Source organism: Bordetella genomosp. 5, assembly GCF_002261315.1.
GTDB lineage: Bacteria > Pseudomonadota > Gammaproteobacteria > Burkholderiales > Burkholderiaceae_B > Bordetella.
Genome location: NZ_NEVP01000006.1, coordinates 35,876 through 61,840, shown reverse-complemented (window position 1 = coordinate 61,840; position 25,965 = coordinate 35,876). Strand labels below are relative to the sequence as shown.

The following is a 25,965-nucleotide window of genomic DNA, read 5'->3' as shown; positions in this document are numbered from 1 at the left end:
CGCTACAATCATGGGTTTGGCTCGGGAAGCTTTTCGGGCCGATCGCCCCCTGTCCGGCCCCGGGGGTCCTGTGGGATGGTTACCGTGAGCGCGCCAGCGCGCGCACCGGGCCTCTCTAAGGGCGCTTCCAGGGCCTCTTTATCGCCCACTATTGCGCATGACCCAAACCGCGAATCGCGCCCGCCTCGTGCTGGGCAACTGGAAAATGCACGGCAGCCTGGCCGACAACGCCGCGCTGCTGGACGCCCTGCGTGCGGCCGATGCCGCCAGCCACTGTCAGATCGGCGTGTGCGTGCCTTTCCCGTACCTTGCCCAGACGGCTCAGGCCTTGGCCGGCAGCGCCATCACCTGGGGCGCGCAAGACGTGAGCGCCCAGGCCAAGGGCGCCTTTACCGGTGAAGTGTCGGCGTCGATGCTCAAGGAATTCGGCTGCCGCTGGGCGCTGGCCGGTCACTCCGAGCGCCGCACGCTGCACGGCGAGAGCGACCAGCTCGTGGCCGACAAGGCCCGCGCCGCGCTCGAGCAAGGTCTCACGCCGGTGGTCTGCGTGGGCGAATCCCTCGAACAACGCGAAAGCGGCGACACCCTCGCCGTGATCGAACGCCAGCTCGCGCCGGTACTGGCGCTGGGCCGCGAGGCCGTGGCCGCCATGGTGCTGGCCTATGAGCCCGTGTGGGCCATCGGCACCGGCCGTACCGCCACGCCCGAGCAGGCGCAAGAAGTCCACGCCGCGATCCGCGCCGCGCTGACCAAGCTGGGCGCGCCGCAGGTGCAGGTGCTGTACGGCGGCAGCGTCAAGGCTGCCAACGCGGCCACCCTGTTCGCCATGGCCGACATCGACGGCGCCCTCGTGGGCGGCGCGTCGCTCGTGGCCGAAGAATTCCTGCGCATCGCCGCAAACTAAGTTTCCGTACGGAGTCTGTAATGTCTATGATCCTTCCCACCTTGATGATCGTGCAGGTCGTGTCCGCGCTGGCGATCATCGTGCTGGTGCTGTTGCAACAGGGCAAGGGAGCCGATATGGGCTCGTCCTTCGGCAGCGGTTCGGCCGGCAGCCTGTTCGGTGCCTCGGGCGCCGCCAACTTCCTGTCGCGCAGCACCAAGTGGGCCGCCGTGGTGTTCTTCGCCACGACCGCCGGCCTGGCCTATGTCACGCACAGCAACAACGGCGTCGGTGTCGACAGCGGCATCATGCAAAACTACCAAGACCGCTCGGTGCCCCAGGCGCCCGGCGCCGGCCCCTCGGCTCCCGGCACGCCCGCGCCGAACTCGGTGCCGTCCGTGCCCGCGCCCGCCGCGCCGGCCCAGCCCGACGCCTCCGTGCCCAGCGTGCCTGCCACGCCGGCCCCGGCACCGGCCGACGCGCCCAAGCCCGCGCAGTAAGGCATCAGCAGTCAAGCGCGGGGTGAGTGGTCGGCACCCCGCGAGCTCAGGTCTTTCGTGGCAAGACCGCGGCGCACCGGGATACACGCGTTGGCTTCCTCCCGGCGCCGCAAGCAAAAAAGCCTCGCGATTTTGCACAATCGAAAAACAGTGCTAGAATGCACGGCTTTCCAGGACAGCGCCAAACAAGCACTGTCAGCCAGGCGAAAATCCTTCGGGACCTACGCCACGGATGAAGAAGACCGAGGGCACGCCGCAAGGCAAACCCAAGCTTCGTTTCCCAGGCACTGGAAAAATCTGGTGAATGCCGACGTGGTGAAATTGGTAGACACGCTATCTTGAGGGGGTAGTGGCGAAAGCTGTGCGAGTTCGAGTCTCGCCGTCGGCACCAAGAATTCGATGGTTCCTCCCATCAAACAAAAAACCCGCATCTCGCAAGAGTGCGGGTTTTTTGTCGTCTGCGGCCGGCCCGTGCGCGACGCCACCGCGCCGCGCGATTCACGCCACGGTGTCGAGCAGCGCGCGCAGCGACGCCCTATCGAGCGGGCGCGGGTTGGTCGGCAGGGAGTGGTCGGCGAGGGCGCCGTCCACGATGTGCTCGAACGTGTCTGGCGTCACGCCCAGCGAGGAGAGTGTCGACGGGACGCCGAGCCGGTTGTTCAGATCGCGCACCGCGTCGGCAAGCGAGGCAGACGGGGCCAGGTCACAGGCTCGGCGGATGCGGTCGAACTTCTCTTCGCAGAAGGGCGCGTTGAATTCGAGCACGCTGGGCAAGAGGACGGCATTTAGTGTGCCGTGATGCAGGTTGAGCGCCTGCAGTGCCCCGAGGGGATGGGACAGCGCATGAACGGCGCCGAGCCCTTTCTGAAAGGCCAGGCCGCCCTGGATGCCGGCCATCATCATCTCCGAGCGCGCTTCGATATCGGCGCCCGTGTTGGAGGCGCGCTCGATCCAGCGCCACGCGCGGGCCAGTCCATCGAGCGCAATCGCATCGGCCGGCGGATTGAATTTGGGCGAGAGGAAGGTCTCGATGCAGTGGGTGAGGGCATCCATCCCGGTACCGACTGTCAACGCGCGCGGAAGCCCGAGGGTGAGCTCGGGGTCGCACACGGCAAGCCGCGGCAGGAGGTGTTCGCTCGCCAACAGCAGCTTGCGCCCGTCGCGCAGGATGATGAGCGCGCCGCGTCCCACTTCGCTGCCGGTACCCGCTGTCGTGGGCACCGCCACGATCGGAACGGTCGGGCCGATCTTTTTCGACGCGCCCATGCCCGCGTACTGAGCCAGGTCGCCTGAATGCGACAGCGCCACGGCGACGCCCTTCGCCAGGTCCAGCGGCGAGCCGCCGCCCAGCGCGAGGATGCCGTCGCAGTTGCCCTTTCTGTACGCCGCCACCGCCTCGTGCACCGCCTGCTCGGTGGGGTTGGGCGGGGTATCGCAGAAGCAGGCGAGCGCCGCCTGGGAGCTCAGGCCGCCGACGACGCGTTCGTGGATTCCCGCCGCGACGATGCCTGCGTCCGTCACGAGCAGGGGGCGCGTGATGCCGATCTGGTCCAGATGGGGCTGGAGCGCTTTGGAGGAGCCGCGTTCGAAAAGAATGCGGGTCATATAGAGAATGTCTGCCATGGGTCGGGCTCTCGTGAGGGTTATGCCGTGGTGCCGACGCCGTGTTCGGCGCGCGAGCCTTCGCGCAGGCTGCGCACGACGACGCCCGTCGTTTTGATGTAGCCGTGTCCGATGTGCTTGATGTGCTCTTTGGTGTGCGTGTGAAGCTGGGGCAGTGCGTGGAACGGAACGGCCGGATACGCGTGATGCTCGGCGTGATAGGGCATGTTCCAGGCGAAGAAATGAACGAACGTGTTGGTGAAGGTGGTGCGGGTGTTGTGCAGCATGTTGGACGTGTTGTCGCAGCCCGTGTGCTCCGCCAATTGGTAAGGACGCAGGAACCATTGGCCGATGATCACCGGCAGCACCCACAGCCACAGCAGCAGTGTCGAGGCGGCGGCCACCGACGCGGCGATGAGCGCTGCATACGCGAGCAGATACAGGCGCGCCTCGCGCACGATGAGGGGTTTCTTGTCCTCGGGGACCCACGGTGCGGTGACGTCGCCGAGCAGGCCGTGGCGCAGCAGAAGCTTGACCCGGTTGATCCAGATCGGCAGACCGCTCCAGAACAGGATGACGCTGACGCGCCCGCTCGGCACGGCCAGCTGCAGCTCCGGATCCCGCTCTTTGTCCTGCGTGTACCGGTGGTGGTCCCAATGGAAGGCCCGGTAGTACTCGTAGGGCAGCAGAATGACCAGGCCGGAGAGGTGCCCGACCAGGTAGTTCAGCGGCCGCGAGCGGAAGGCGGTGTGGTGCGCGGTCTCGTGCTCCGCGTTGAACAGAAACGCGAGCAGGTAGCCTTGCAGGACGACGAGGGGGATCGCCCACAGTGTGTCGCGCAGATTCCATAGCAGGGCCCCGGTGATCGCGATGGCGCCGAAGTGGCCGATCGCGCGCCGGATGCCCGCGCCATTCGTGCGTACCGACAGGGCTTTCAGTACGTCCGCTCTCAATCGTGGGCTTGGGCGGGCGGTGTCGCTGGTGGTTGTGCTCATGAGTGTCTCTGATAGTGGGGATAAGGCGCGTGATCAGCTGGCCAGCAGCGCCATGACCTTCTCATTGATGAATGCCCGGGCCTCGGGGACGCCGATCGGATTGCCGGCGCGATGCCCCCAGATGGATCGGATCGGATCGAGTTGCCCCTGCTTGAGGTGCGCGAGTTCGAGGCGGTTGTCTTCGACACGGAAGTAGAGATCGTGGTCGCAGGGCATCAGCAGGACCTTGGCCTCGATCGCGCGCAGCGCGGCCGGCAGGTCACCCTTGAAGGTTTCGCCCGCGCTGATGTCGCCGTGCTCCCAGGTCCAGAACTGCGCGAGCAGATCTTCCGGCGCCCGGCGCGAGAACGCCTGTTCCCAATAGCGGACCATGAAATCTTCGAGCGAGGAGAAGCCGAGCTGGCGCCACAGCGCCTCGCGGTAGAAGTCCTGGGACAAGGCCCAGCCGGCGTACACCCTGCCCATGGCGCGGAAGCCGCGCGTCGGGAACGCGGAGAACTCGCCGTCCGCATAGGCGGGATCGGCCATCAGGGCGTGGCGGGCGCCGTCGATGAAAACGCGGTTGTGCGGGGCGCAGCGCGCCGACCCGCAGACCACGGCAATGCGTTCCACGGCGTCGGGAAAGTGCGCGGCCCAGTGATAGGCCTGCATGGCGCCCATCGACCAGCCATATACGAGCGCGACGGTCTCGATGCCCCAGATGTCCCGCAGCATGCGCCGCTGCACGCGCACGGCATCCAGAAACGTCACGTTCGGGTACCGGCTGCCTTTCAACGGCCAGGGCACGGACGACGGCGAACTGGACAGGCCGTTGCCAAACAGATTCGGGATGATGATGAAGTACTTCTCCGGGTCGAGCGCCTCGCCCGGTCGCACCATGTGATCGATATCCTGCTGCTGCGCGCTGTACGAGGTCGGATACAGAATGACGTTGTCTTTCGCCGCGTTCAGCGTGCCGAAGCATCGATAGGCGAGCCGCATGTCCGGGAAGATTCTGCCGGACTGCAGTTCGACGTCGCCGGCGTTGTAGACGCCGTCTTGATAGTTGAGTGCGGTAGCTGTGTTCATGAACCTTCGCTCCCTTCAAGCGTGTCGCTCGGCCATCGATGTGCCGAGCTGTTTGATCAGCGACGCCGTGTTGGCACTGGCCGCGCCCAGCGCGGCAAAGCCCCGCACGATGCCGACGTCGTCGACGAAACGCAGCTGCATGCCGCTCTCGATGCCGTCGGCGATCCATTCACCCGTCGTCACGGGCGCGGGCGCAACCACTCGCACCGGACACGAGCCGCTCTTCACCGCGATGGCTGTCGTTTGATAACGCACCGAGGTCCGTTCGCCGGCGAGCGTCTTGGCCAGCGCCCGTGCCTGTTGCAGCAGCGGCGCGACAAACATCTGGACTTGTCCCTGCACCGCCGCGCAGTCGCCGATTGCGTAAACACGCTCGTTCGAGGTCTGCAGGAATTCGTCGGTGACGATCCCGCGGTCGACCGCGAGCCCGGCGCTTGTCGCCAGGTCGATTCGGGGCGACAGGCCGGTGGCGATCACGATGAGGTCGGCGGCCAGCGTGGCACCCTGCGTCAGCAGGACGTTGGCGCAGCCGTCGCTCGTCTCGGTGATGCGCGCAACGGTGGTGCCGCCATGGAACTGGATGCCGTTGCCGGTCAGGCAATCCCGCAGATAGGTCTGCGCCGCGGCGGGCAGCAGCCGGGCGAGGGGCATCGGATCGACGCTGATCAGATGCGTGGCCAGCCCGTGCTTTGCCATGTCGTCGGCCAGCTCGACGCCGATCAGTCCCGCGCCGACCACGACCGCGGCACGCGCGGTCCGCGCCCGCTCGTGGAGCGCCCGGAAGTCCTCCAGGTGATTCACGCTGCGGATCCAGGGACTGCCGTCGATCTCCACCGCGAGTGCATTCGGGCGCGCGCCCGTCGCGAAGACGAGATCCGCGTAGCCGATCGAGAATGGTCCCGCCTCTGCCTCGCAGTGCACCTCGCGGCTCGCGACGTCGACACGCGTGACGTTCGTCGACGGGTGAATGGTGATGCCGATTTGCTCGGCCAAGGCACTGGCCTGCTGGCTGATCAATTGTTCGGCGCTCTTGCCCGACGAGAGGGCATTCGACAGCTGAGGCTTGAGGTAGGCGGCACCTGCGTCGTTGCAGACGACGACGATGGGCCGGTCAGACCCCGACCGGCGGAGTTCGCGGGCCAGGTTGTAGCCGGCCATTCCGCTGCCGATGATCACGACGGTGTTCGTCATTTCGCGTTCCGTAAAAAGGTCGGTCGATGAGCAGGGCCGGTGTTCAGACCTCGACCATCTCGAAATCCGCCTTGCCCGCGCCGCACTCCGGACAGAGCCATGCGTCGGGGACATCCGCCCAGGCGGTGCCGGCGGGGAGGCCGTGGCTCGGCGCGCCTTCCGCCTCGTCATAGATCCACCCACAGATCACGCACATCCACGTTTTCATGCTTGCTTCCCTGGTGCCGCGGCACACGTTGGGGCCGCGTCACAACAATACTGTACTACGAGTACAATAAATGGTCGATCGAAATACATGCCGTGGTTTTCGCGGGATTCGCGGCCGCGGCATGCGATACGGCGGCTCGCCGCCCCGCGATGACGGGGCGGCGTAGCGACACTGGCCTGGCTGGAAGAAGTGGATTACTTCTCGATGTAGACGTCGTCGAAGGTCTCGTTCAAACCGATCGCGGTCTTGACCAGATTCTTGACCTTGCTGCGGTAGAGAGTGGGGTACTCCATGTCGACGAGAAAGCCGTTGGCCACGTCGTTGACGAGTGTCTTCTGCAGCGTGCTGTACATGGCCTCGCGTTTCGCCGGATCGACTTCGGAGGCGGCCTGCACCCAGAGCTTGTCGGCCTCGGGGTTGTTGTAGCCCTGAACGTTCGCGAAAGGCGATCCCTTCACCATGTTCGAGGCCACGTAGAGGCGCTGTACGCCCAGCGCGGGATCGCCGTACTGGTAGGTGAAGCTGGTCGTGATGTCGAAGTCCCAGTTGCCGGTGCGCGCGGCCCAGCCGCCCGCGTCCGTCGATTCGCTGTTCACCTTGAAGCCGAGCTGTTCCAGCACCTGCTTCGTGTACTCGTCCAGACGCTCCCACGTCGATCCATACGGCAGCCCGAGCTGACGGATCGTGTAGTCACCGGGGTTGATGCCGGATTCCTTGATCAGGGCGCGCGCCTTCTTCATGTCGAACGGGATGGGCGCGATCGACTTGTCGAAGAACATCTCGCTGGCCACGAACGGACTGGTCGAGACTTTGCCCTGGCCGAAAAAGATGGCGTTGACCACCAGTTGGCGATTCATCGCGTGCATGACGGCCTGGCGCACCTTCACATTGTCGAAGGGCGGCTTGCGCATGTTGAACACGAGGTAGGCTTGGGGCGAGAAGAGTTCCCAGCCCTTGGTGGTGTATTCGGTCCCGGCGACGGAGCGCAGCCGCTTGACGTCGACGTTGTCGATGTCGCCGCCGCGCAGCACATCGACGCTGCCGCGTTCGTAGGCGACGGCGCGCGACGCGGAGTCGGGGATGACGTTGAAGATCAGCTCGTCTAGATAGGGCAGGCCCGGCTTCCAGTAGGCGTCGTTGCGCTTGAGCTTGATGTGCTGGCCGCGTTTCCATTCATCGAACTTGAACGGCCCGGTGCCGATCGGCTTCTGGTTGGCCGGGTTCGTGGCGACGTCGGTGCCCGCGTACAGGTGCTTGGGCATGATCGGCACCGTGCCCGGATCGAACATCAGGATGAACGCGGGGAAGGGCGCGCTGAGCTTGATCACGACGGTGTGATCGTCGGTCTTCTCGATGCTCTGCAGGAACTTGCCCAGCACCACCTTGGTCCGGGCGTGCGTCTTCGGCAGAATCTCGGCGATGGTGTAGACCACGTCGTCGGCCGTGAAGTCCTTGCCGTCGTGCCACTTCACGCCCTCGCGCAGATGGAAGGTGTAGGTGAGCCCGTCGTCCGAAATCTCCCACGACTTCGCCAGTCCGGGCTGGGGTTTCAGGTCGAACGAATAGGTCAGCAGGCTTTCGTAGATCTTGCCCGCGACGAACTGCGTCGGACTTTGCTGATTCAACGCGGTGACCAGCGTGGGCGGCTCCGGCTGAACGATCATGCTGAGCGAGCCGCCTTTCGTCTGGGCGCTTGCACCGAAACAGGCAGCCAGCAGGCCGGCGGCCAATGCCATTTTGTACGTCGTTTTATTCGTGATGCCGAGCATTCGTTTTCCCCTTGCTGTAGCGTCACCCGTGCTTGGTCAGGTGTCGAGATGGCTGTTTTTGTCTTCGTCTTGCTCCGCGGCACGGAGCACCTCGTAGGACAGCGTTACTGTACTGGACGTACACTAATTGAGAATAGGGGTTTTCCTAGCAGCGTGGGATGGAGACACTCGCATGACACAGACAGCGGCTGGTGATCGGAAAGTGCGCCAGACGAGAAGTCCGGGCAGGCCGCGTTCCATCGAGGCCACGGAGGCCGTGCTCGACGCCGCGTATCGGCTGAGCGCGGCGCACGGACTGCGCGGCGCGACGATCCAGGCGATCGCCGACGACACCGGCGTGTCTAAGATGACGATCTACAAGTGGTGGGAAAATCGCCTGCATCTGTTGATCGACGCGTTTCTGCGTAAAGCCAATCAGGCGCTTCCGCTCGGTCCGAACGGCACGGCCAAGGAAATCATCTGTGCCCATGCCGAGCTCTACGTGACAGAGCTGCAGGGGGATCTGGGGCGGGTGCAGCTGGCCGTGCTGGCCGAGTGCATGGCTGAAACCGGCAGCACCGAGCTGTTCGTGAGCCGGTATCTGAGCATCCGGCGCGAGCGCGGCGTCGAGGTGATCCGCCGCGGTCAGAAGTCAGGTGAGATCAAGTCCAGGCGGCCGCCCGAAGACATATACGACCAGATCTACGGCACGATTTTCTATCGCTCTCAGTTCGGTCTCGCCGGGCTGGACAGCGCCTTCGTCAAGTCCTTGATCGAGGCCAGCACCGGCGAATGACGCCAACGTCGGCCTGTGCGCCGAGCGGTGACGCGACGCCTCCCGGTGCCCGCATCGCGGCGGGCCCGGGCGACGGCATGTCGTCAACGAAGGCGCGGCAGGACGAGCTTCAGGCGCGCTGATCCATGAACCGGCCCAGGTCGTGCGGCGGCGCGCCGTCGCGCGCATCGGGCTGCACGTCCGGCGGCGTCTGCGGCGTGATCGGCCACTGCCAGATCTCACCCAGCGTGGTGCGGCCCACGTCCATCGGCGCGATCACGCTGCCCTTGAGTTCGCTGATGTAAGCCGGGATGTCGTCGCCCTTGGGCAGGTCCTGGGCATGCGTGTGATCGGCGATGCCCGCGCCGATCGCGCCGAGCAACTGGTCGATCTCGTTGCGCACCGCATTGAGCGAGTAGACCATCATGGTGTCGTGGGCCGCGCCGAAGTCGCTCGCGATGAGCTCGCTCAGGTTTTGATATTGCTGCGTCGCGAGCTTGTTCTCGAGGCGCGCGCCGCGCAGCTCCATATTGCTTGCCGTGCGGTCCGAAAGGTCGAGCGTCTCGGTCCGGCCGGCGGCCTCGAAGCGCGCCTGGAACACCGCGGGCTGGTCGGGGTTGCGCGTCACGCCCTTGAAGTTGGCGCTGCTGAAGAACGGGTCGTCGAGCCTGTCGGTGATCGCCTGGCGGTCGGTGGCGCTGTCGGCCATGTCCTGCACGCTCTCGCGCGTGGCCTGCGCCGTGTCGCGCGAGGCCAGCAGCTGGTTGGCGAGACACAGGCCTTCGCGCGCCTTGGTCGCCATCACGTCGGTGAGGGTGGCACGATCCTGGATGGCCACGGTGCCGAGTTCGAGCCCCTCGACCGAGAGCGTCGCCGCGGAAAACGCATCGTTGATGGACACCTGCGGGAAGAGATTGCGATCGGCGCCGCCGAGCCCTGGCAACGATTGCAGGATGACGCCGAATTTTTCGAGCGCGACGCCGGGGTGATCGAAGCCGGCGCCGTCCGCATGGGCCGCGTTCATCTCGCGGAATTGCTCGTGCAGCTGTCGCATCGTGGCGCTGGCATCGATGCCTTGCCGCTCGTGCAGATGGTGCCCCAGGTTCGACAGCATCGCGAAGTCCTTGAACACGGCCAGCGTGTAGCCGGTGCCGATCGGCAGGTCCTGCGCCGCAGCCAGCGGCTTGTCGTTCACGCTGATGCTGTATGACCAGGTGCGGGTCGCCGGATTCTCCGCGACATCCAGGCGGGCCAGGGCGGTGTGCGCAGGCTCGAGCGCCTGTTGCAGGTTGCTCAGGTGCACCAGCAGATCCTCATGCGCGGCGAGATCGCCCGCGGCGCCCTGTGGCGGGGTATGCAGTGCGTCGAAGGCCTGCTTGATGGCTTCTTTCTTGGCGCCGCCCCGGAAGAAGTCCTTGATGCTGTCGAACACGCCCATGCGTTGGGCCTCGCCCAGCGTTTCGGCCTGCGCAATGTGGTCCATGCGCGACTGGCTGAGATTCACGCCGTTGTAACTTACGCTCGTAGTCATACTGAATCCTCTCGCGGGCGGGTCCCGGAACGTGGGTACCCGAATGCCCGTGAGTAACGGCGCGGCGCGGATCGTTCCGTTGCGGCTATGTGGACGCCGCCGGCCCGCCGATGGGCGAGGCGGGATGCGCGCGGCCGCGGCCCGCGGCCTTGGCGGCGTAGAGCGCGCGATCGGCGAGCTCCAGCAGGCTGTCCAGATCCGCCGCATCCTGCGGGAACATCGCGATGCCGGCCGAGGCGCCCACCTGCTGCAGGACCGCCGGGTAGGGCGCCGAGAGCGCGCGGATCAGCTCCTCGGCCAGGCGCATCGCCTGGTCCCGATCGGTGTCCTCGAGCAGCGCCACGAACTCGTCGCCACCGAAGCGCGCGACGATGTCGGCGCTGCGCAGGGTGTTGCGCATGCGGTCGGCGGCGATGCGCAGGACCAGGTCGCCGAGGCCGTGCCCGTTCCTGTCGTTGACCTCCTTGAAGTTGTCGAGGTCGAGCGCGAGCAGCGCCACCGGCCGGCCGGTGCGCTGAGCCGCCGCGAGCGCGTGCAGGGCGAGTTCGCGGAACAGCAGTCGGTTGCTGAGCGCCGTGAGCGGGTCGTGATACGCCAGCTCCTGGGTCTTGATGAGCATCTGCGAGGCATGCGTCAGCGCGTCTCCCAGCGCCGCGGTTTCGCGGAAGCGAGTGGCCGGCACCTCGATCTCACCGCCGTTGCCCAGCGCCACGGCTGGCTCGATCAGCGCCGCGACGGACGCCTCGATCATGCGGCCCAGGCGATACGCCAGCAGCATGCCGCTCAGGATGATGGCTCCGCCGGTCAGCATCACCAGCAGCATCGAGCGCCGCAGCCCCGCCGCCAGCTCGGCAATCGGCGCGCCCACCGCCACGGCCCATTGCGCATCGGTGCTGTGGGTGAAGGCGGTCAGGACGGGAATGCCTTCCTTGGTTTCGCTCTGGAGCGTGCCCTCGCGTTGAGATTTGATCGATTCGGCCAGGCTGCCCACGGCCGACTGGCCGATGTAGCGGGCATCATCGCGGCTGCGGCCCACGATGACCGCGTTGCTGTCGAGCGCCGCCGCCACCCAGCCGGTATCGAGCTGGTGGCGCTGCAGGATCTGGCTGATGCGAATCGGGCGGATGTCCGCGCTGAGCGTATACGGCACGGTTGCCCCGATCTCCACCGGCACGCTCACGGCCAACGTGAGCTCGCCGCCGATCGCCGTATGAAACAGGCCCGACACCGCGGTCTTGCGCTCGTCGATGGCCTGGCTCAGCGTGCCGGCCGGAATGGCGCTGCGCACCGGCACGGCGGGGTAGTGCCGATCCGTGTTGAGGACCTGCATGCCTTGCGGATCGATCAGCAGGTAGCCGTCGACGTTCTGCAGCCGCAGGGCGTCTTCGATGCGCCGGTAGAACGATTCCATGTCGCCGCGGGCCAGGTCTTCGGCCGTGGCCAGCACGCGCAGGCCGGCTTCGATGCCGTGCAGCTCGCGCTCGACCTCGGCCACCAGGTTGCGTGCCGTGGATATCGCCGACTCGAACACGCGCTCCTTGCGCAGCAGGTAGTCCTGATAGACGGCACCCGCGGCGACCAGCGCGGCGGGCACGGTACAGACCAGGACCAGCGCCACCAGAGCCGCCCGCAGAGTGGGGCGGCGCCGGACGGGGCGGGCGGGGGCGTGATCCATGACGCAGCGATGCCTTTGTTATGGGACGGTCGGCGTGTCTCGTGGGCGGTGAGGCGGCAGCGCCGTTTGCTTAGGGTAGTCGGTTTGCGGAAAAAAGGGTCAAGTGGCGTGAGGGTGTTGCAGGAATGCGAAGCGGTGTGACGGTTAGCCGGAAATTTGCGAGCGTCCGGTCCTTCAAAGCGACGGATGTCGGGCTGAATCGGGAGGCCGCCGGAGCATGGCGCAAGCCTGTTGCGCAAACCCCGATATCGAACCTTATTTATTGCTTATTTTCACCGCTACGCCGCGTGTTCAAAGGTGTAATATCAGCGCTCGCCAAGGCCTGTGCCCATCTGTAACGACGCATTCATTCGCGCCGTGGAGCTCGCCGGCACACAACATCACATCGAGACAAACGGATTGAGGGGTAGTGACATGCAACGCATCAACAAACTTGGCTTGGCCCTGCTGACCGCCTTCGGCACGCTGGGGACCGCGCACGCCGCCGACATCAAGCTCGGCGTTGCCGAAGCGCTTTCCGGCGGTGCCGCCCAATACGGCGTGTCGATCCGCAATGGCTTCCAGCTGGCCGCCGAAGAGATCAACGCCGCCGGGGGCGTCAATGGCAACAAGCTCGCGCTGGTCATCGAAGACGAGCAGGGCAAGAAAGAAGAAGCCATCAACGTCTTCAAGAAGCTGATCTTCCAGGACAAGGTCCTGATGGTCTTCGGCCCCACGCTGTCGAACTCGGCGCAGGCCGCCGACCCGGTCGCGCAAGCCGCCAAGACGGTCGCTTTCGGCACCTCGAACACGGCTGACGGCATCACCTCCATCGGCAATTACGTGTTCCGTAACTCGGTCACCGAAGCCGATGTGCTGCCCGCCACCATCGAGACCGTGCGCCGCAAGACCGGCATGAAGAACGTGGCCGTGCTCTACGGCAACGACGACGTCTTCACCAAGAGCGGCTACGACAACTTCAAGAAGGCGCTCGACGACCAGAAGGTGCCGGTGACCACCACCGAAACCTTCGCCAAGGGCGATGTCGACTTCAAGGCGCAGCTCACCAAGATCAAGGGCACCAATCCCGACGCCATCGTGCTGTCGGCCCTGCTGGCCGAAGGCGGCCCGATCATGGTGCAGGCGCGTCAGCTCGGCCTGAACGTGCCCGTGATCGGTGGCAACGGCATGAACTCGGTCAAGATTTTCGACCTGGCCCCCGGCGGCGCGTCGAACAATCTCTGGATCGGCAGCCCCTGGTCCATCGAAAACCAGACGCCCGAAAACACCAAGTTCATCGCGGCCTACAAGGCCAAGTTCGGCTCGGCCCCGGATCAGTTCTCGGCCCAGTCGTACGACGCGCTGTACATCGTGGCGCAAGGCCTGAAAAACGTGAAGCTCACCGGCGACCTCGCCAAGGACCGCACGGCGCTGCGCGACGCGCTGCCCGAAGTCAAGTGGAGCGGCGCGACCGGCCCGTTCCAGTTCCGCCAGGCCAAGGACCGTGCCGGCAAACCCGCCGGCTACGACGCGCAGCAGGCGCCGATCGTCAGCGTCACCAAGGACGGCAAGTACGTCATTGAAAAGTGATGCGCGGTCATTGAACCGCGGCGCGGGCGCCTGAGCGCCCGTGGTCGTCATCGGCCGGTACGCGGCGCCGCAGGGCGCGGCCCCGGCTGCTTGAGGGCGGCGTCGGCGCCGCCCTCAAGGCATTTTTGAACCGGACAACGCCATGTTGGAACAACAATTCGTCAATGCCCTCTCGCTGGGCTGCGTCTATGCGCTCTTCGCGCTGGGCTTCACGCTGGTCTTCGGCGTGCTCGGCGTGATCAACCTCGCGCACGGCGCGGTGTTCATGACCGGCGCCTACGCGGCGCTCGTGGTCGTGTCGTACCTGCAACTGCCGCTGTGGGCCGCGCTGATCGCCGCGTTCGTGGTGTCTGGCGCGATCGGCGCGCTCATCGATGTGCTGGTGCTCAAGCCGCTGCGCAAGCGCAATGCGCCCCACCTGATCCCGATGATCGCCACGATCGGCGTGGGCATCGTGCTCAACAACGCCGCGCAAGGCATCTTCGGCGCCGCCAATCTGCGCTTCCCGCACGGCACCGTGCCCGAGGATGTGATCGAAGTGGCCGGCCTGCACGTGACCGTGATCGAGCTGGGCATCATCTTCCTGTCGTTCGCGCTGATGGCCGTGCTGATGGTCGTCATGCACCGCACCCAGTTCGGCCGTGCGCTGCGCGCCATCGCCGAGTCGCCCAAGGCGGCCTGGCTGCTGGGCATCAACGTCGAGCGCCTGTTCCTGACCACCTCGTTCGCCGCCGCCGCGCTCGGTGGCGTGGCCGGCGTGCTGATCGGCCTGTACTCCAACGCGCTGTTCCCGCTGATGGGACAGCCAATGCTGCACAAGGGCATCGCCGTCATCATTCTGGGCGGCATGGGCGACATCCGTGGCGCCATGCTCGGCGGCCTGTTCCTCGGGTTTGCCGAAGTGCTGTCGGTGGCCTACGTGGGCTCGACCATGCGCGACGCCGTCGCGTTCGGGCTGCTCTTCCTGATCCTGCTGGTGCGTCCGCAAGGGCTGTTCGGCAAAGTCGTGCAACGCAAGGCCTGAGCATGAGTGGATTCGAAAACTTCTGGGCCATTTATGGCAACCTGGTGCTCACGCTGGGCACCAACGCGCTGCTGGCGCTCTCGATCTGGCTGACGCTGGCCTGCGGCATGCTTGCCATGGCCAACGCGGCGTTCATGGGCATCGGCGCCTACGCGGCGGCGCTGCTCACGATGAATTACGACATGCCCTTCTCGGTGGCGCTCGCGGGCGGCATGGTCGCGCCGGCGATCGTGGCGCTGCTGATCGGCTTGCCCACGCTCCGGCTTTCGGGGGTGTATCTGGCCATGGCCACGCTGGGCTTCGGCGAGGTCGTGCGCGTCACGATCCTCAATACCGAATCGCTCACGGGTGGCGCGCTCGGCCTGAATGGCATTCCGCAGCTGACGCAGTGGTGGCATGTGCTGCTGTCGCTGCTCATCGTGCTGTTCGTGCTGTGGCGCGTCCGGGCCTCGAAGGTGGGACGCGCGTTCGACGCCATCCGGGGCGACGAAACCGCGGCCGGCCTGATGGGCATCGACGTGCGGGCGAACAAGATGCTTGCCTTCGTGGCCGGCGCCATGATCGCGGGCCTGGCCGGTGCGCTCAATGCCCACCTGACCTTCTTCATCGGCCCCAACGAGTACGGCTTCGATCGTGGCGTGGAGATCCTCACCATGACCATTCTCGGCGGCATCGGCAGCCTGATCGGACCGCTCGTGGGCAGTTTCATCATCACCCTGTTGCCCGAGATGCTGCGCGGATTCTCCGACTTCCGCCTCGTCGTCAACGGCCTCATCCTGGTGCTTATCGTGTTGTTCCTGCCGCAAGGTATCTGGGATCCCGCGCGCTTCAAGCGCTGGTTCAAGGGAGGCAAGCATGCTTGAGCTGACCTCCGTCTCCAAGAGTTTCGGCGGCCTGCACGTGCTGCATGACGTCAATCTGAGCGTGCCGCAAGGCGCGATCTTCGGCCTGATCGGCCCCAACGGCGCGGGCAAGACCACGGTGTTCAATCTGATCACGGGCCTGCTGGATCCCTCCAGCGGCAGCATCCGCTACGAAGGCCAGGACCTGCTGCGCAAAAAGCCGTATCAGATCACGCGCATGGGCATTGCCCGCACGTTCCAGAACATCCGCCTTTTCAAGGAGATGACGCTGCTCGAGAACGTCGTCGTGGGCGCCTATCGCCACATGGACTACGGTTTCGCGAGCCTGCTGGCGGGCCTGCCCGACTACCGCCGTCACGAAGCGCGGGCGCGCGAGCGTGCCCGCGAGCTGTTGTCGTGGATGCGCCTCGAGCACAAGGCCGACGATCTGGCCGACAACCTGTCGTATGGCGAACAGCGCCGCCTGGAGCTGGCGCGCGCGTTGGCGACCGAGCCCAAGCTGTTGCTGCTCGACGAGCCGGTGGCCGGCATGAACACCGGCGAGCGCGCCGAGCTCATGCGCGAGATCACCGCAATCCGCGATCGCGGCTACACCATCCTCATGATCGAGCACGACATGCGTTTCGTGATGGGCCTGTGCGAGCGCATCGCGGTGCTGAATTTCGGCAAGATCATCGCCTGCGGTGGTCCCGAAGAGATCCGCAACAACGAGCAGGTGATCGAGGCCTATCTGGGCCGCGAAGAAGACGATGAGCCCACGCATGCGGAGGTGCAGTCATGAGCATGCTCGAAGTCACCGGGCTGGAAGTCAATTACGGCCATATCGAGGCGGTGCGCAACATCGACTTCGCGCTCGAGGCGGGGCAGGTCACGGCGCTGGTCGGCGCCAACGGCGCGGGCAAGTCCACCACGCTGCTGGCGCTGTCGGGTCTGTTGCCCAAGGCCAGGGGCGCGGTCCGCTTCGAAGGCGAGGACATCACCCGTCTCGCGCCGCATGAGATCGTGGCGCGCGGCATCGTCCAGGTGCCGGAGGGTCGGGCCATCCTGACCACCATGACGGTGCGCGAAAACCTCGAGCTCGGCGCCTATCGCCGCGGCCTGAAGGATGCGGCGAGCGAGCTGGAATACGTGTTCCATCTGTTTCCGCGCCTGAAGGAGCGCATCGACGGCATGGCCGGCAATCTGTCCGGCGGTGAGCAGCAGATGCTGGCCATCGGCCGGGCGCTGATGGCCAAGCCGCGCCTGCTGCTGCTCGACGAGCCGTCGATGGGGCTGGCGCCCATCGTGGTGCAGGAGATCTTCCGCTCGCTGCGCGCGGTCAACGGCGACGGGCTCACGCTGCTGCTGGTGGAGCAGAACGTGCGTCAGGCGCTGCGCATCGCGCAACGGGGCTACGTGCTCGAGAACGGCGCGCTGGCGCTGTCGGGCACCGGCCGCGAGCTGCTCGGGCATCCGCGCGTGCTCGAGGCCTACCTCGGCGCCTGAGTGCCGGGTGCCAGGTTCAGGGCGCCGGGCGCGAGACCAGGACCCTGCCGTTCGCGCGGCAGGGTCTTTTGCATATTGCGCGAACACCAGCGCTACATTGATGCCCTGATCCGCCATCGCAGGAGCGACGCATGCCCCATCCCTTGCCGAGAATCACCATTCAGTACTGCACGCAATGCCAATGGCTGCTGCGGGCGGCGTGGATGGCGCAGGAGTTGCTGTCGACGTTTTCCACCGATCTGGGCGAGGTGGCACTGGTGCCCGGAACGGGCGGCGTGTTCATCGTGACGGTGAATGGCACGGTGATCTGGGACCGCCGCAGCGACGGCGGGTTTCCCGACGCCAAGGCGCTCAAGCAGCGCGTGCGCGACCAGCTCGATCCGGGCCGGGATCTCGGCCATATCGATCGCCACGGCGCCTGAGCACGGAGCGGCGGCGCGGCCACGCCGTGCGCGTGGCGGCCGAGCGCTCAGCCGAGCCCCAGCATGTCGGCCAGGCTCAGCCCGGTGGGCGCTTCCACGAGCTGAATGTGCGATTCGAGTTGGCGCAGATGTTGATCCATCTCGGCGATCGCCTCATCGACGCGGCCCTGTTCGAGATGGTCGACCACACGCGCGTGCTCGTCGTGCTCGCAGGTGGCGTTGCCGGGCGGCTGAAAAATCGCCACCACGAGCGAGCAACGCGAGATCAATTCGGCCAGATAGCGCGCGAGAATCGGATTGCGCGACAGCTCGCCCAGGCGCACATGAAAGGCGCTGGCGAGCCGCGCCCATTCCGTTTGCGGCAGGGTGTGCATGGCGCGGTGTTCGTCGCGCAGTTGCCGGCGCAGCGAGGCGTAGTCGGCGCGCGTGGCGGCCTGCGCGACCAGCGGCAGGATGGCGGCCTCGAGCGCGCGGCGTGCCTCGAACAGCATGCCGACCTCTTCGCGGGTCGGCATGGCCACCATCGCGCCGCGATTGGGGCGCAGCTCCACCACGTGGTCGTGCGCCAGCCGTTGCAACACCTTTTGCACCGTGCTGCGGCCCACGCCGAAGAGTTCGCACAGCGCGGCCTCGGGCAGCTTGGTGCCGGGGCGCAGGCGCTGGCTCATCACACCGCTGACCACGGCCTGGTAAATGCGGGTTTCGGTGTCCTCGGTGCCGTCCGCCGCCGCCGGGACGAGCGTGCTGGGCCGGACCTTGGGGCGACCGCGCGTGACCGTCCGCGCGGTGGCGGGCTCGGGAGCCGCCGCCGGCCGTGCGCGGGAGGGAGATGCTGCTTTCTTCATGGAGCGATGTCGAGTGGCGCGGGGCGGCGAGGCGCCCCGCGCTGTGGGGCAGCCTATTTTGCCACCGGGTTCAGGGCCTGCGCAGCCGGGCCTGTCGCGGCGTCGGTTCCGGGCAACGTCCCCACGCCCAGCGCGCCCGTCCGCCGGCCGACGGCGATGGCCAGACGGATCAACGCCAGGTCGCTTCCCGCCGGGCCGAGCAACGATACCCCCGCCGGCAGGCCGTCCGCGCCGATGAACGGGATATTGACCTGCGGCAGACCGGCCAGACCCGCGATCGAGGTGATGCGGAAGGTGTTGGCGCGGATCTGATCCACCGCGGCGGCGTCCGCGGTGCGCGAGATCGCCGCGCTCGAGGCGGAGGGCAGCACGGCCACCGTGTCGGTACCCAGCAGCGCGCGAATCTGCTCGCGCAGGCGCGCCTGCTCGGCCGTGGCGCGCGCCGCGGTGTCGGCGTCCACGCCGGCGGCCATCTTCCAGCGGCCCGCGACCGCCGCGCCGAAGCTCGGCTGCACGCGCGTGATCCAGTCACGGTGCGTCTGCCACGCGTCGTAGGCCGACACGGTCACGTAGGTCTGGCGCCAATGCTCGAGATCGGTGTCGGAGGTGGGTGCCTCCGACGGCGCCACGCCGAGCTCCTCGCTCAGCGCCTGGCGCACGGCGTCCAGCAGGGGGGCGAACGCGGGCTCCGCCTGGGCGCAGGCGTCGCCGAGCACGACGGCCGCGCGCCAGGGCGACGGCGCGTCATCCGCGAGCAGTACGCTGCCCACGCGTTCGAAAACGGCCGTGTCCCGCGCCAGCCAGGTCACGGTATCGAACAGCGGCGAGAGCGGCACGAGGTGTTCCGCGCTCACCTTTCCGTGCGTGGTGCGCAGGCCCCACAGGCCGCAGTAACTCGCCGGCACCCGGGTGGATCCGCCCGTGTCGGTGCCGAGCGCGAAGTCGACCAGGCCGGCGGCCACCGCGGACGCCGATCCGCTTGACGAGCCGCCCGGCACCCGATCGGGCGCGCGGGTGTTCAGCGGCGTGCCGTAATGCGCGTTCTCACCCTGGATGCTGTAGGCCAGCTCGTCGGTGATGGTCTTGCCGTCCAGCCGCGCACCGGCCGCGAGCAGACGCGCGACGACGGGGCTGGTGGCGCTGGCCGGTTCGTGGGTCGCGAGCCAGTCCGGGTTGCCGGCGCCGGTGGGATGGCCGGCTACGTCGAAGAGGTCCTTGGCCGCGAAGCGCAGGCCATCGAGCGGACCCGAGCCTGTCGGCGGCAGCGTGAAGAGGCCGTGCGGCACCCACGCGCCGGCGGTGTCGGCATAGGGCAGGGGCGAGGCGGCCGGTTGCGAAGTGGTCATGCGGAAAGCTCCTGGTCGGCGGTAAGGGTATCGACGTGCTGGCTGATGGCGCCCGGCGTGGTGACCCACACCTCGCCCTGATCGCGGCGCGCGGCGATGTGAGCGAGCGCGCGGCGCAGATGGCGCAGGCGGTACGGCTGACCCACGAGATAGGGATGCAGGGCGATGCCCATCACGAGCGGCTGCTGGCGGGATTGCTCGAGCATCTCGTCGAAGTTGTCGATGATGAGCTGGGCGAAGTCTTTGCCGTCCATCTGGCGCGCCACGATCATCGGGATGTCGTTCACTTCCTGCGGATAGGGCACGGACCAGAGCGGCCGATTGCTGCGGGTGCGCAGCGTGGTCGGTTGATCGTCGTGACACCAGTTCAGGGTGTAGCGATAGCCGGTTTCGACGAGCAGGTCGCAGGTGAGCGGCGACTCGGCGATCCACGGCGAGAGCCAGCCGGCGGGCGCGGCGCCGGTGCACTCGGCGAAGCGCTGGGCGCAATGCTCGAGCAGCGCGCGCTCCGTGGCCTCGTCGAAGCCGCCCTGATGTTCTGCATTGGTGTGGCCGTGCGCGATAAGCTCGTCGCCGCGCGCGAGGCAGGCATCGATCAGCTCGGGGCAATGATCGAGGATCGCGGTGTTGGCGATGACGCCCGCCGGCAGGCGCAGCGCGTCGAACAGCTCGAGGCAGCGCCAGGCGCCGACCCGGTTGCCGTACTCGCGCCAGGCGTAGTTCAGGACGTCGGGCTCGCCGAAACTGGCGCCGAGCCGCGCGCCCAGGCCGGAGCCGTAGGCGAAGTGCTCGATATTGAAGCCCAGATACACGGCCAGGCGAGCGCCGCCCGGCCAGCTGTAATCGGCGCGCCGATGGATGGGCGCGTAATCGAAGCGGTCGTGGGTGGGCAGCGGGCCGTAACGCGCGGGGCTGGTCGCCGATGCCGGTGCGGAAGGGGAGGGGGCGCTCATTTCGCTGCCAGACCCGCGCGCACCAGCAGCCATTCGGCGCTGTCGTTCCAGACGTCCATCTCGGTGATGAGGCCGTTGCGGACCACGTAGCGGTCGACATAACGATTGCCTTCGAACGGCGTGCCGTCGAGCCATTCGCCGTACAGGGTGCCCCGGTTATAGACCACGGCCTGTTGCGGCGTGGCGCCGGCCACCACGTCGGTGGACTCGAAGCGCTTCTTCACCCAGGCATAGCGCGACGCATTGAACGCGGTGCACTCCGACGGGTCGCGCATCTCGCGGCCGCCGGTGAATCGGATGCGCAGGTCGGGGCTGACGTAGCGGCGCGCGCCTTCGGGATCCGGCTTCATCAACGTCGTCAGATAACTGTCGACGATGGCGCCCGCGTCGGCGGCGTTCCAGTTTGGTGCGGTCTGCATCATTTGCTCCCATGAATTGCACTGTTCTTGTGCGTACGAGGTGTCTCGAGACAGACGGGCGAAATGGCCAGCCCCAGGGGGCGAGCCTTTCTTTCCGTCAATGAATCCATTAATTGTCGTCAATAAATACCTATGGATTGACGGCAAAAATACCCTGGTACACAAGCAAACCCTGTGCCAGGATTGAGCGCAGGAAAGCAAAACTGGCATGGGTTTTGCTTGAGAGGGGCAGAGGCGTCGTTGGCGCCGATCACCACAACCCCTTCGGGAGAATTCCATGTCTCGTCTTTCTCGCCGCACCTTCGTCTGCACCGCTTTCGCCCTCGTGGGCACGGCTTTCGGCCCGCAGGTCCTGGCCGCCGACCCCGTGAAGATCGGCCTGATCACCGCCTTGTCGGGCCAATCGGCGCTCGCCGGCGAATCGATCTCGCGCGGGGTGCAGGTCGCCATCGACGAGATCAACGCCAAGGGCGGCGTGCTGGGCGGACGCAAGCTCGAGCTGGTGCGGCGCGACGACGAAGCCAATCCGGCCAAGGGTGTGGTTGCCGCGCGCGAGCTGATCTACAAGGAGAAGGTCGCCGTGATCATCGGCGGCCTGGATACGCCGGTGTCGATGGCCATCGTGCCGCTCGTCAATCAGGCCAAGGTGCCGTTCATGGGACCCTGGGCCGCCGGCACGCCGATCACGAAGAACGGCGCCAATCCCAACTACGTATTCCGTGTCTCGGCGGTGGACGAGGTCGTCGACATCGGCATGGTCGACTACGCGCAGAAGACCTTCAACACGTCGAAGTTCGGCCTCATCATGGTCAACAACCCCTGGGGCGAGTCCAACGAAAAGGGCCTGGTCGCCGCGCTGTCGGCCAAAGGCATGAAGCCGGTCGGCAGCGAGAAGTTCGAGGGCCACGATGTGGATGTGGTGCCGCAGCTCACGCGCCTGAAGGCCGCGGGCGCGGATACGCTTTTCATGGTGGGCAACGTCGGTCCGTCGGCGCAGGTGGTGAAGTCGCTCGACCGCATGGGCTGGAAGGTGCCGGTGGTCTCGCACTGGGGCCCGGCGGGCGGCCGTTTCACGGAGCTTGCCGGCCCTAACGCGAAGAACGTGCACTTCGTCCAGACCTACAGCTTCTTCGGCAAGCAGTCGCCGGTCGGCGAAAAGGTGATCGCCGCCCTCAAGGCCAAGTACCCGGATGTGAAGGGCCCCGAGAACATCACGCCCGCCGTGGGTGTGGCCAATGCCTACGACGCGATGCAGCTCACCGCGCTGGCGATCGAGCGCGCCGGCTCCACCGATGGCGACGCCATCCGTCAGGGCTACTACAAGATCGATAGCTACGACGGCCTGATCAAGCAATACAAGCAACCCTTCACGCCCTCGGTGCATGACGCACTGAGCGAGAAGGACTATGTCTGGGCTCAGTTCATCGATAACCGCATCCTGCCCGTCGGGCTGGCGCAATAACGGCAGCGGGCGGAGAACACCATGCAGTTGCTGGCGGCGCTGATCAGCGGCCTGGGCCTGGGCAGTATGTACGGCCTCATGGCGCTGGGATTCCACATCACCTATTCGGTCTCCGGGACCGTCAACTTCGCGCAGGGCAGCTCGATGATGCTGGGCGCGGTGCTGTGCTTCACCTTCGCCCAGACCCTGGGCTGGGGCATGGCGCCGGCCATCCTGCTGGCGCTGATCTGCTGCGCGCTCTATGGCTTGATTGTCGAGTTCGTCGCGGTGCGGCCGTTCGCATCGCGAGGCTCCAATGCCTGGCTGATGTCCACCGTGGCCCTGGGCATCGTGCTCGACAACGTGGTGATGCACACCTTCGGCAAGGAGCCGCGCAGTCTGCCTTCGCCGCTGGCGGTGTCGCCGATCGAAGTCGCCGGGCTCGGGCTGGGGGTGTACCCGCTGCAATTGCTGATCCCGCTGCTGGGTCTGGCGTTCGCGGCCGCGCTGCATCTGGTGGCGCGCCGCACCCGCTGGGGCATCGCGCTGCTGGCCGTGGTGCAGAACCGAGACGCGGCGCGCCTGATGGGCATTCCGATCAAGCGCGCCGTCGCCGCGGCCTTTGCCGTCTCGACGCTGTTCGCCGGCATCGCCGGCATCCTGATCGCGCCGCTGTTTCACGTGACCGCCGACATGGGCACGCTGTTCGGCCTGAAGGCCTTCGCGGTCGCCATCCTCGGCGGCATCAGCAGCGCCTGGGGCGTCATGCTCGCGGGCCTGATCTTCGGCCTGGCCGAAGCGCTCGTCACCGTCACCCTCGGCTCGGGCTACACGCAGATCATCACATTCGCCCTGGTCATCGCGGTGTTGGCCGCAAGGCCCAATGGCCTGTTCGGACGGGCGGAGGTCAAGAAAGTATGAACGCCAAATCCTTTGCGGCGGGTGCCGCGCTCGTGTCGCTGGCGATCGTGCTGGCGCTCACGCTCAACAGTTACTACGTCTTCGTGCTCGCCAACATCGCGCTCATCGCGATTGTCGGCATCGGCCTGAACGTGCTGCTCGGCCTGACCGGCCAGGTCTCGTTCGGGCACATCGGTTTCTATGCGATCGGCGCCTATACCGTGGCGATCCTCACGACCAAGGCAGGCTGGAGCTTCTGGCCGGCCTGGGCCGCCGGGACGCTGCTCGCCGCCGCGCTGGGCGCCTTGCTCGCATTGCCGGCGCTGCGGGTGAAGGGGCCCTACCTGGCAATGATCACGATCGCCTTCGCCTTCATCGTGCAGCACGCCGCGGTCGAGATGCGCGATCTCACCGGCGGGCAGAGCGGCATCATGGGTATCCTGCCGCCGCAGCTGTGGGCCGGCCTGGGACCGGAGCAGACCGTCGCGATCATTGCGATCATCACGGCGACGCTGGTGCTGGTGGGCTACGCGCTGCTGGCGCGCGGCAGTTGGGGCGCCGCGATGCGCGCCGTGAACGACAGCGAGACGGCCGCACACTCCATCGGTCTGAACCCGCTCGTCATCAAGACGGTGGCCTTCACGCTGTCGGCCGCCGCGGCAGGGCTGGCTGGCGGCCTGTTCGCCCCGCTCTCGAGCTTCGTCACGGCCGAGACCTTCGGCTTCATGCAGTCCATTCTGTTCGTGCTGGTCGTGATCGTGGGCGGCGCGGGCACCGTCGCGGGCCCGATCATCGGCGCGCTCATCGTCGGCGTGCTGCCCGAGTTGCTGGCTTCGCTCGAAGCCTATCGCCTGCTGTTCTTCGGTGCCTTGCTGCTGCTGGTCCTGTGGGTCGCGCCGGATGGCGCGGTCGGGCTGTGGCGCCAGGTCGTGCGCCGGGCCGGTCTGGGCGCCGCCGCGGCGGCACCGGGGAGCGCGGCCGCCGCCACCGAGGCCGTGTCGTTGCCGCGCCGTCCGCGCGCCGTGCTGTCGGCGCAGGGGCTGGGCATCACCTTCGGTGGCGTACGAGCCGTGAGCGATCTGTCGATGAGCGTGCCGGAAGCCGCCGTGACGAGCCTGATCGGCCCCAACGGCGCCGGCAAGACGACCGCACTCAATATGATGAGCGGCTTCTACCGGCCGTCCGCCGGCGGATTCACGCTGGGTTCGCAGGCCCTGGCCGGGCTGCCCGCCTTCCGCATATCGCGCGCCGGTATCGCCCGTACCTACCAGACCTCGCAACTGTTCGGCACCCTCAGCGTCGAAGACAACGTGGTGCTCGCCATGGGACGAGGGCGCCTGGGCGGTCTGTTTTCCGCGGGCCGATTCCATGGCGACGCCGCCCGCGCCCAGGCGCGCGCACTGCTGGCGTTCTGCGGCTACACCGGCTCGCCGGTGCTGCCGGCCGCCGGTCTGGCGCACGTCGACCGCCGGCTGGTCGAGATCGCGCGGGCCCTCGCCACCGATCCCGACGTGCTGCTGCTCGACGAGCCGGCCGCCGGCCTGTCGCGCGAGGACAAGGACAGGCTCGCCGCGCTGCTGCGCCGTATCGCCGACGCGGGCGTGGGCGTGGCGCTGGTCGAGCACGACATGGCGCTCGTCATGGCGATTTCCGATCAACTGGTCGTGCTCGATGCGGGGCGGCGTCTTGCCGTCGGTACGCCGGCGCAGGTGCAGAACGACCCCGCCGTGAAGCAGGCCTATCTGGGCGAGTCGCTCGAGGCCCAGGCGCCCGTGCAGCGCGAACCGCGCCCGGCCGGACCGGAGCTGCTCGGCGTCGCCGACCTGGTGGCGGGCTATGGCGCCGAACCGGTGTTGCACGGCATCAGCCTGCAGGTCCGGGCCGGTGAAATGGTCGCGCTGCTGGGCGCCAACGGCGCGGGCAAATCCACGCTGATGCGCACGCTCGCGGGCCTGCACCGCAGCCAGTCCGGCGCGATGCATATCGATGGTCACGAGCTCGAGGGCAGGGCGGCCGAGGACATCGTCGGCCTGGGCCTGGTGCTCGTGCCCGAGGGCCGGCAGGTGTTCCCCGAGCTGTCGGTGCTCGACAACATCCGGCTCGGCGCCTTCCTGGACCCGCGCGATCGCGAGGCCCGCGTCGAGAGCATGCTGCAGCGGTTCCCGCGCCTGCGCGAGCGCCTGCACCAGCGCGCGGGCCTGCTGTCGGGCGGTGAGCAGCAGATGCTGGCCGTGGCGCGCGGGCTCATGAGCCGGCCGCGCGTGCTGCTGCTGGACGAGCCCTCGCTCGGGCTCGCGCCCAAGGTGATCGCCGAGCTCTTCGCCGCCCTCGACCGGCTGCGCAACGAAAACATGACGATCCTGCTGGTCGATCAGATGGCGGGCCTGGCCCTGGCGCTGGCGGATCGCGCCTACGTCGTCGAAGGCGGACATGTCGTGGCGCAGGGCTCGGCGGCGGAGATCGCGGCGAACGACGAATTGGCCAATGCCTACCTGGGCGGTCACGCCTGACTACAATCGGCG

Annotated in this window: 24 protein-coding genes and 1 tRNA gene; 13 read left to right on the top strand and 12 right to left on the bottom strand. The window is 67.0% G+C overall.

Translation table 11 applies throughout. The features are described 5' to 3' along the window. Positions 1 to 157 precede the first annotated feature (157 nt). From tpiA to CAL25_RS09065, 3 genes are all read left to right on the top strand, one after another. Positions 158 to 904, top strand: coding sequence for a triose-phosphate isomerase (gene tpiA / locus CAL25_RS09075; RefSeq protein ID WP_094799652.1), 747 nt, complete (start codon positions 158 to 160; stop codon positions 902 to 904). A 20-nt stretch (positions 905 to 924) separates the two neighbouring features. Beyond that, the gene (secG, locus tag CAL25_RS09070; protein WP_094799651.1) at positions 925 to 1,383 is read left to right on the top strand and encodes a preprotein translocase subunit SecG; all 459 of its coding nucleotides are present in this window, start codon (positions 925 to 927) and stop codon (positions 1,381 to 1,383) included. 306 nt (positions 1,384 to 1,689) lie between these two features. Further along, positions 1,690 to 1,774 (top strand) — tRNA-Leu (locus CAL25_RS09065). Positions 1,775 to 1,881: 107 nt separating this feature from the next. On the opposite strand, the gene CAL25_RS09060 is transcribed toward CAL25_RS09065, so the two are convergent. The 6 genes from CAL25_RS09060 to CAL25_RS09035 form a co-directional block, all read right to left on the bottom strand. Continuing rightward, positions 1,882 to 3,006 carry an iron-containing alcohol dehydrogenase gene (locus CAL25_RS09060; protein WP_094799650.1) on the bottom strand — a complete coding sequence of 375 codons (1,125 nt, stop codon included), beginning with the start codon at positions 3,004 to 3,006 and terminating at the stop codon, positions 1,882 to 1,884. A gap of 20 nt (positions 3,007 to 3,026) precedes the next feature. Then, a complete protein-coding gene (locus tag CAL25_RS09055) occupies positions 3,027 to 3,980 on the bottom strand; it encodes a fatty acid desaturase (protein ID WP_094799649.1) in 954 nt (317 codons plus the stop codon). 33 nt (positions 3,981 to 4,013) lie between these two features. Beyond that, positions 4,014 to 5,048 (bottom strand): alpha/beta fold hydrolase, encoded by a 1,035-nt coding sequence (locus CAL25_RS09050; RefSeq protein WP_094799648.1) that lies wholly within the window; start codon positions 5,046 to 5,048, stop codon positions 4,014 to 4,016. Between the two features lie 15 nt (positions 5,049 to 5,063). Next, positions 5,064 to 6,239, bottom strand: coding sequence for an NAD(P)/FAD-dependent oxidoreductase (locus tag CAL25_RS09045; RefSeq protein WP_170948448.1), 1,176 nt, complete (start codon positions 6,237 to 6,239; stop codon positions 5,064 to 5,066). A gap of 43 nt (positions 6,240 to 6,282) precedes the next feature. Further along, the gene (locus CAL25_RS09040; protein ID WP_094799646.1) at positions 6,283 to 6,447 is read right to left on the bottom strand and encodes a rubredoxin; all 165 of its coding nucleotides are present in this window, start codon (positions 6,445 to 6,447) and stop codon (positions 6,283 to 6,285) included. Positions 6,448 to 6,641: 194 nt separating this feature from the next. After that, positions 6,642 to 8,183, bottom strand: coding sequence for an ABC transporter substrate-binding protein (locus CAL25_RS09035; RefSeq protein ID WP_249279004.1), 1,542 nt, complete (start codon positions 8,181 to 8,183; stop codon positions 6,642 to 6,644). Between the two features lie 289 nt (positions 8,184 to 8,472). On the opposite strand from CAL25_RS09035, the gene CAL25_RS09030 reads away from it, so the two are divergent. Next, positions 8,473 to 8,991: a TetR/AcrR family transcriptional regulator gene (locus tag CAL25_RS09030; protein ID WP_212590886.1), complete on the top strand. Its 519-nt coding sequence runs from the start codon at positions 8,473 to 8,475 to the stop codon at positions 8,989 to 8,991. Between the two features lie 109 nt (positions 8,992 to 9,100). On the opposite strand, the gene CAL25_RS09025 is transcribed toward CAL25_RS09030, so the two are convergent. Together CAL25_RS09025 and CAL25_RS09020 are read right to left on the bottom strand one after the other, a co-directional pair. Next, the gene (locus tag CAL25_RS09025; RefSeq protein ID WP_141217905.1) at positions 9,101 to 10,501 is read right to left on the bottom strand and encodes a hypothetical protein; all 1,401 of its coding nucleotides are present in this window, start codon (positions 10,499 to 10,501) and stop codon (positions 9,101 to 9,103) included. An 85-nt stretch (positions 10,502 to 10,586) separates the two neighbouring features. Further along, positions 10,587 to 12,176 carry a sensor domain-containing diguanylate cyclase gene (locus tag CAL25_RS09020; RefSeq protein WP_094799642.1) on the bottom strand — a complete coding sequence of 530 codons (1,590 nt, stop codon included), beginning with the start codon at positions 12,174 to 12,176 and terminating at the stop codon, positions 10,587 to 10,589. A 414-nt stretch (positions 12,177 to 12,590) separates the two neighbouring features. Between CAL25_RS09020 and CAL25_RS09015 the strand changes: the two genes are divergently transcribed. The 6 genes from CAL25_RS09015 (at position 12,591) to CAL25_RS08990 (ending at position 17,539) form a co-directional block, all read left to right on the top strand. After that, on the top strand, positions 12,591 to 13,745 hold the full coding sequence (locus CAL25_RS09015) for an ABC transporter substrate-binding protein (RefSeq protein WP_094799641.1): 1,155 nt from the start codon (positions 12,591 to 12,593) through the stop codon (positions 13,743 to 13,745). A gap of 142 nt (positions 13,746 to 13,887) precedes the next feature. Then, positions 13,888 to 14,769 carry a branched-chain amino acid ABC transporter permease gene (locus CAL25_RS09010; protein WP_094799640.1) on the top strand — a complete coding sequence of 294 codons (882 nt, stop codon included), beginning with the start codon at positions 13,888 to 13,890 and terminating at the stop codon, positions 14,767 to 14,769. 2 nt (positions 14,770 to 14,771) lie between these two features. Next, on the top strand, positions 14,772 to 15,632 hold the full coding sequence (locus CAL25_RS09005) for a branched-chain amino acid ABC transporter permease (RefSeq protein ID WP_094799639.1): 861 nt from the start codon (positions 14,772 to 14,774) through the stop codon (positions 15,630 to 15,632). After that, positions 15,625 to 16,413, top strand: coding sequence for an ABC transporter ATP-binding protein (locus tag CAL25_RS09000; protein WP_094799638.1), 789 nt, complete (start codon positions 15,625 to 15,627; stop codon positions 16,411 to 16,413). The genes CAL25_RS09005 and CAL25_RS09000 overlap by 8 nt, the downstream gene beginning before the upstream one ends. After that, a complete protein-coding gene (locus CAL25_RS08995; RefSeq protein ID WP_432759234.1) occupies positions 16,410 to 17,117 on the top strand; it encodes an ABC transporter ATP-binding protein in 708 nt (235 codons plus the stop codon). Before CAL25_RS09000 ends, CAL25_RS08995 begins: the two co-directional genes overlap by 4 nt. A 131-nt stretch (positions 17,118 to 17,248) precedes the next feature. Further along, complete coding sequence (locus CAL25_RS08990) at positions 17,249 to 17,539, top strand: SelT/SelW/SelH family protein (RefSeq protein WP_094799636.1); 291 nt, start codon at positions 17,249 to 17,251, stop codon at positions 17,537 to 17,539. A gap of 47 nt (positions 17,540 to 17,586) precedes the next feature. Here the strand turns inward: CAL25_RS08990 and CAL25_RS08985 are convergent, their stop codons facing one another. The 4 genes from CAL25_RS08985 to CAL25_RS08970 are packed head-to-tail and all read right to left on the bottom strand — an operon-like array spanning position 17,587 to position 21,102. Beyond that, entirely contained in the window at positions 17,587 to 18,384 is a 798-nt protein-coding gene (locus CAL25_RS08985) for a GntR family transcriptional regulator (protein WP_094799635.1), read from the bottom strand. 53 nt (positions 18,385 to 18,437) lie between these two features. After that, entirely contained in the window at positions 18,438 to 19,730 is a 1,293-nt protein-coding gene (locus CAL25_RS08980) for an amidase (RefSeq protein WP_094799634.1), read from the bottom strand. Then, entirely contained in the window at positions 19,727 to 20,683 is a 957-nt protein-coding gene (locus tag CAL25_RS08975) for a polysaccharide deacetylase family protein (RefSeq protein ID WP_094799633.1), read from the bottom strand. Before CAL25_RS08975 ends, CAL25_RS08980 begins: the two co-directional genes overlap by 4 nt. Then, positions 20,680 to 21,102 carry a nuclear transport factor 2 family protein gene (locus CAL25_RS08970; protein ID WP_094800183.1) on the bottom strand — a complete coding sequence of 141 codons (423 nt, stop codon included), beginning with the start codon at positions 21,100 to 21,102 and terminating at the stop codon, positions 20,680 to 20,682. Before CAL25_RS08970 ends, CAL25_RS08975 begins: the two co-directional genes overlap by 4 nt. A 277-nt stretch (positions 21,103 to 21,379) precedes the next feature. Between CAL25_RS08970 and CAL25_RS08965 the strand changes: the two genes are divergently transcribed. The 3 genes from CAL25_RS08965 to CAL25_RS08955 are packed head-to-tail and all read left to right on the top strand — an operon-like array spanning position 21,380 to position 25,953. Next, the gene (locus CAL25_RS08965) at positions 21,380 to 22,564 is read left to right on the top strand and encodes an ABC transporter substrate-binding protein (RefSeq protein WP_094799632.1); all 1,185 of its coding nucleotides are present in this window, start codon (positions 21,380 to 21,382) and stop codon (positions 22,562 to 22,564) included. 21 nt (positions 22,565 to 22,585) lie between these two features. Beyond that, complete coding sequence (locus CAL25_RS08960; protein WP_094799631.1) at positions 22,586 to 23,464, top strand: branched-chain amino acid ABC transporter permease; 879 nt, start codon at positions 22,586 to 22,588, stop codon at positions 23,462 to 23,464. Continuing rightward, on the top strand, positions 23,461 to 25,953 hold the full coding sequence (locus CAL25_RS08955) for a branched-chain amino acid ABC transporter ATP-binding protein/permease (RefSeq protein WP_094799630.1): 2,493 nt from the start codon (positions 23,461 to 23,463) through the stop codon (positions 25,951 to 25,953). The genes CAL25_RS08960 and CAL25_RS08955 overlap by 4 nt, the downstream gene beginning before the upstream one ends. The last annotated feature ends 12 nt before the right edge of the window (positions 25,954 to 25,965 follow it).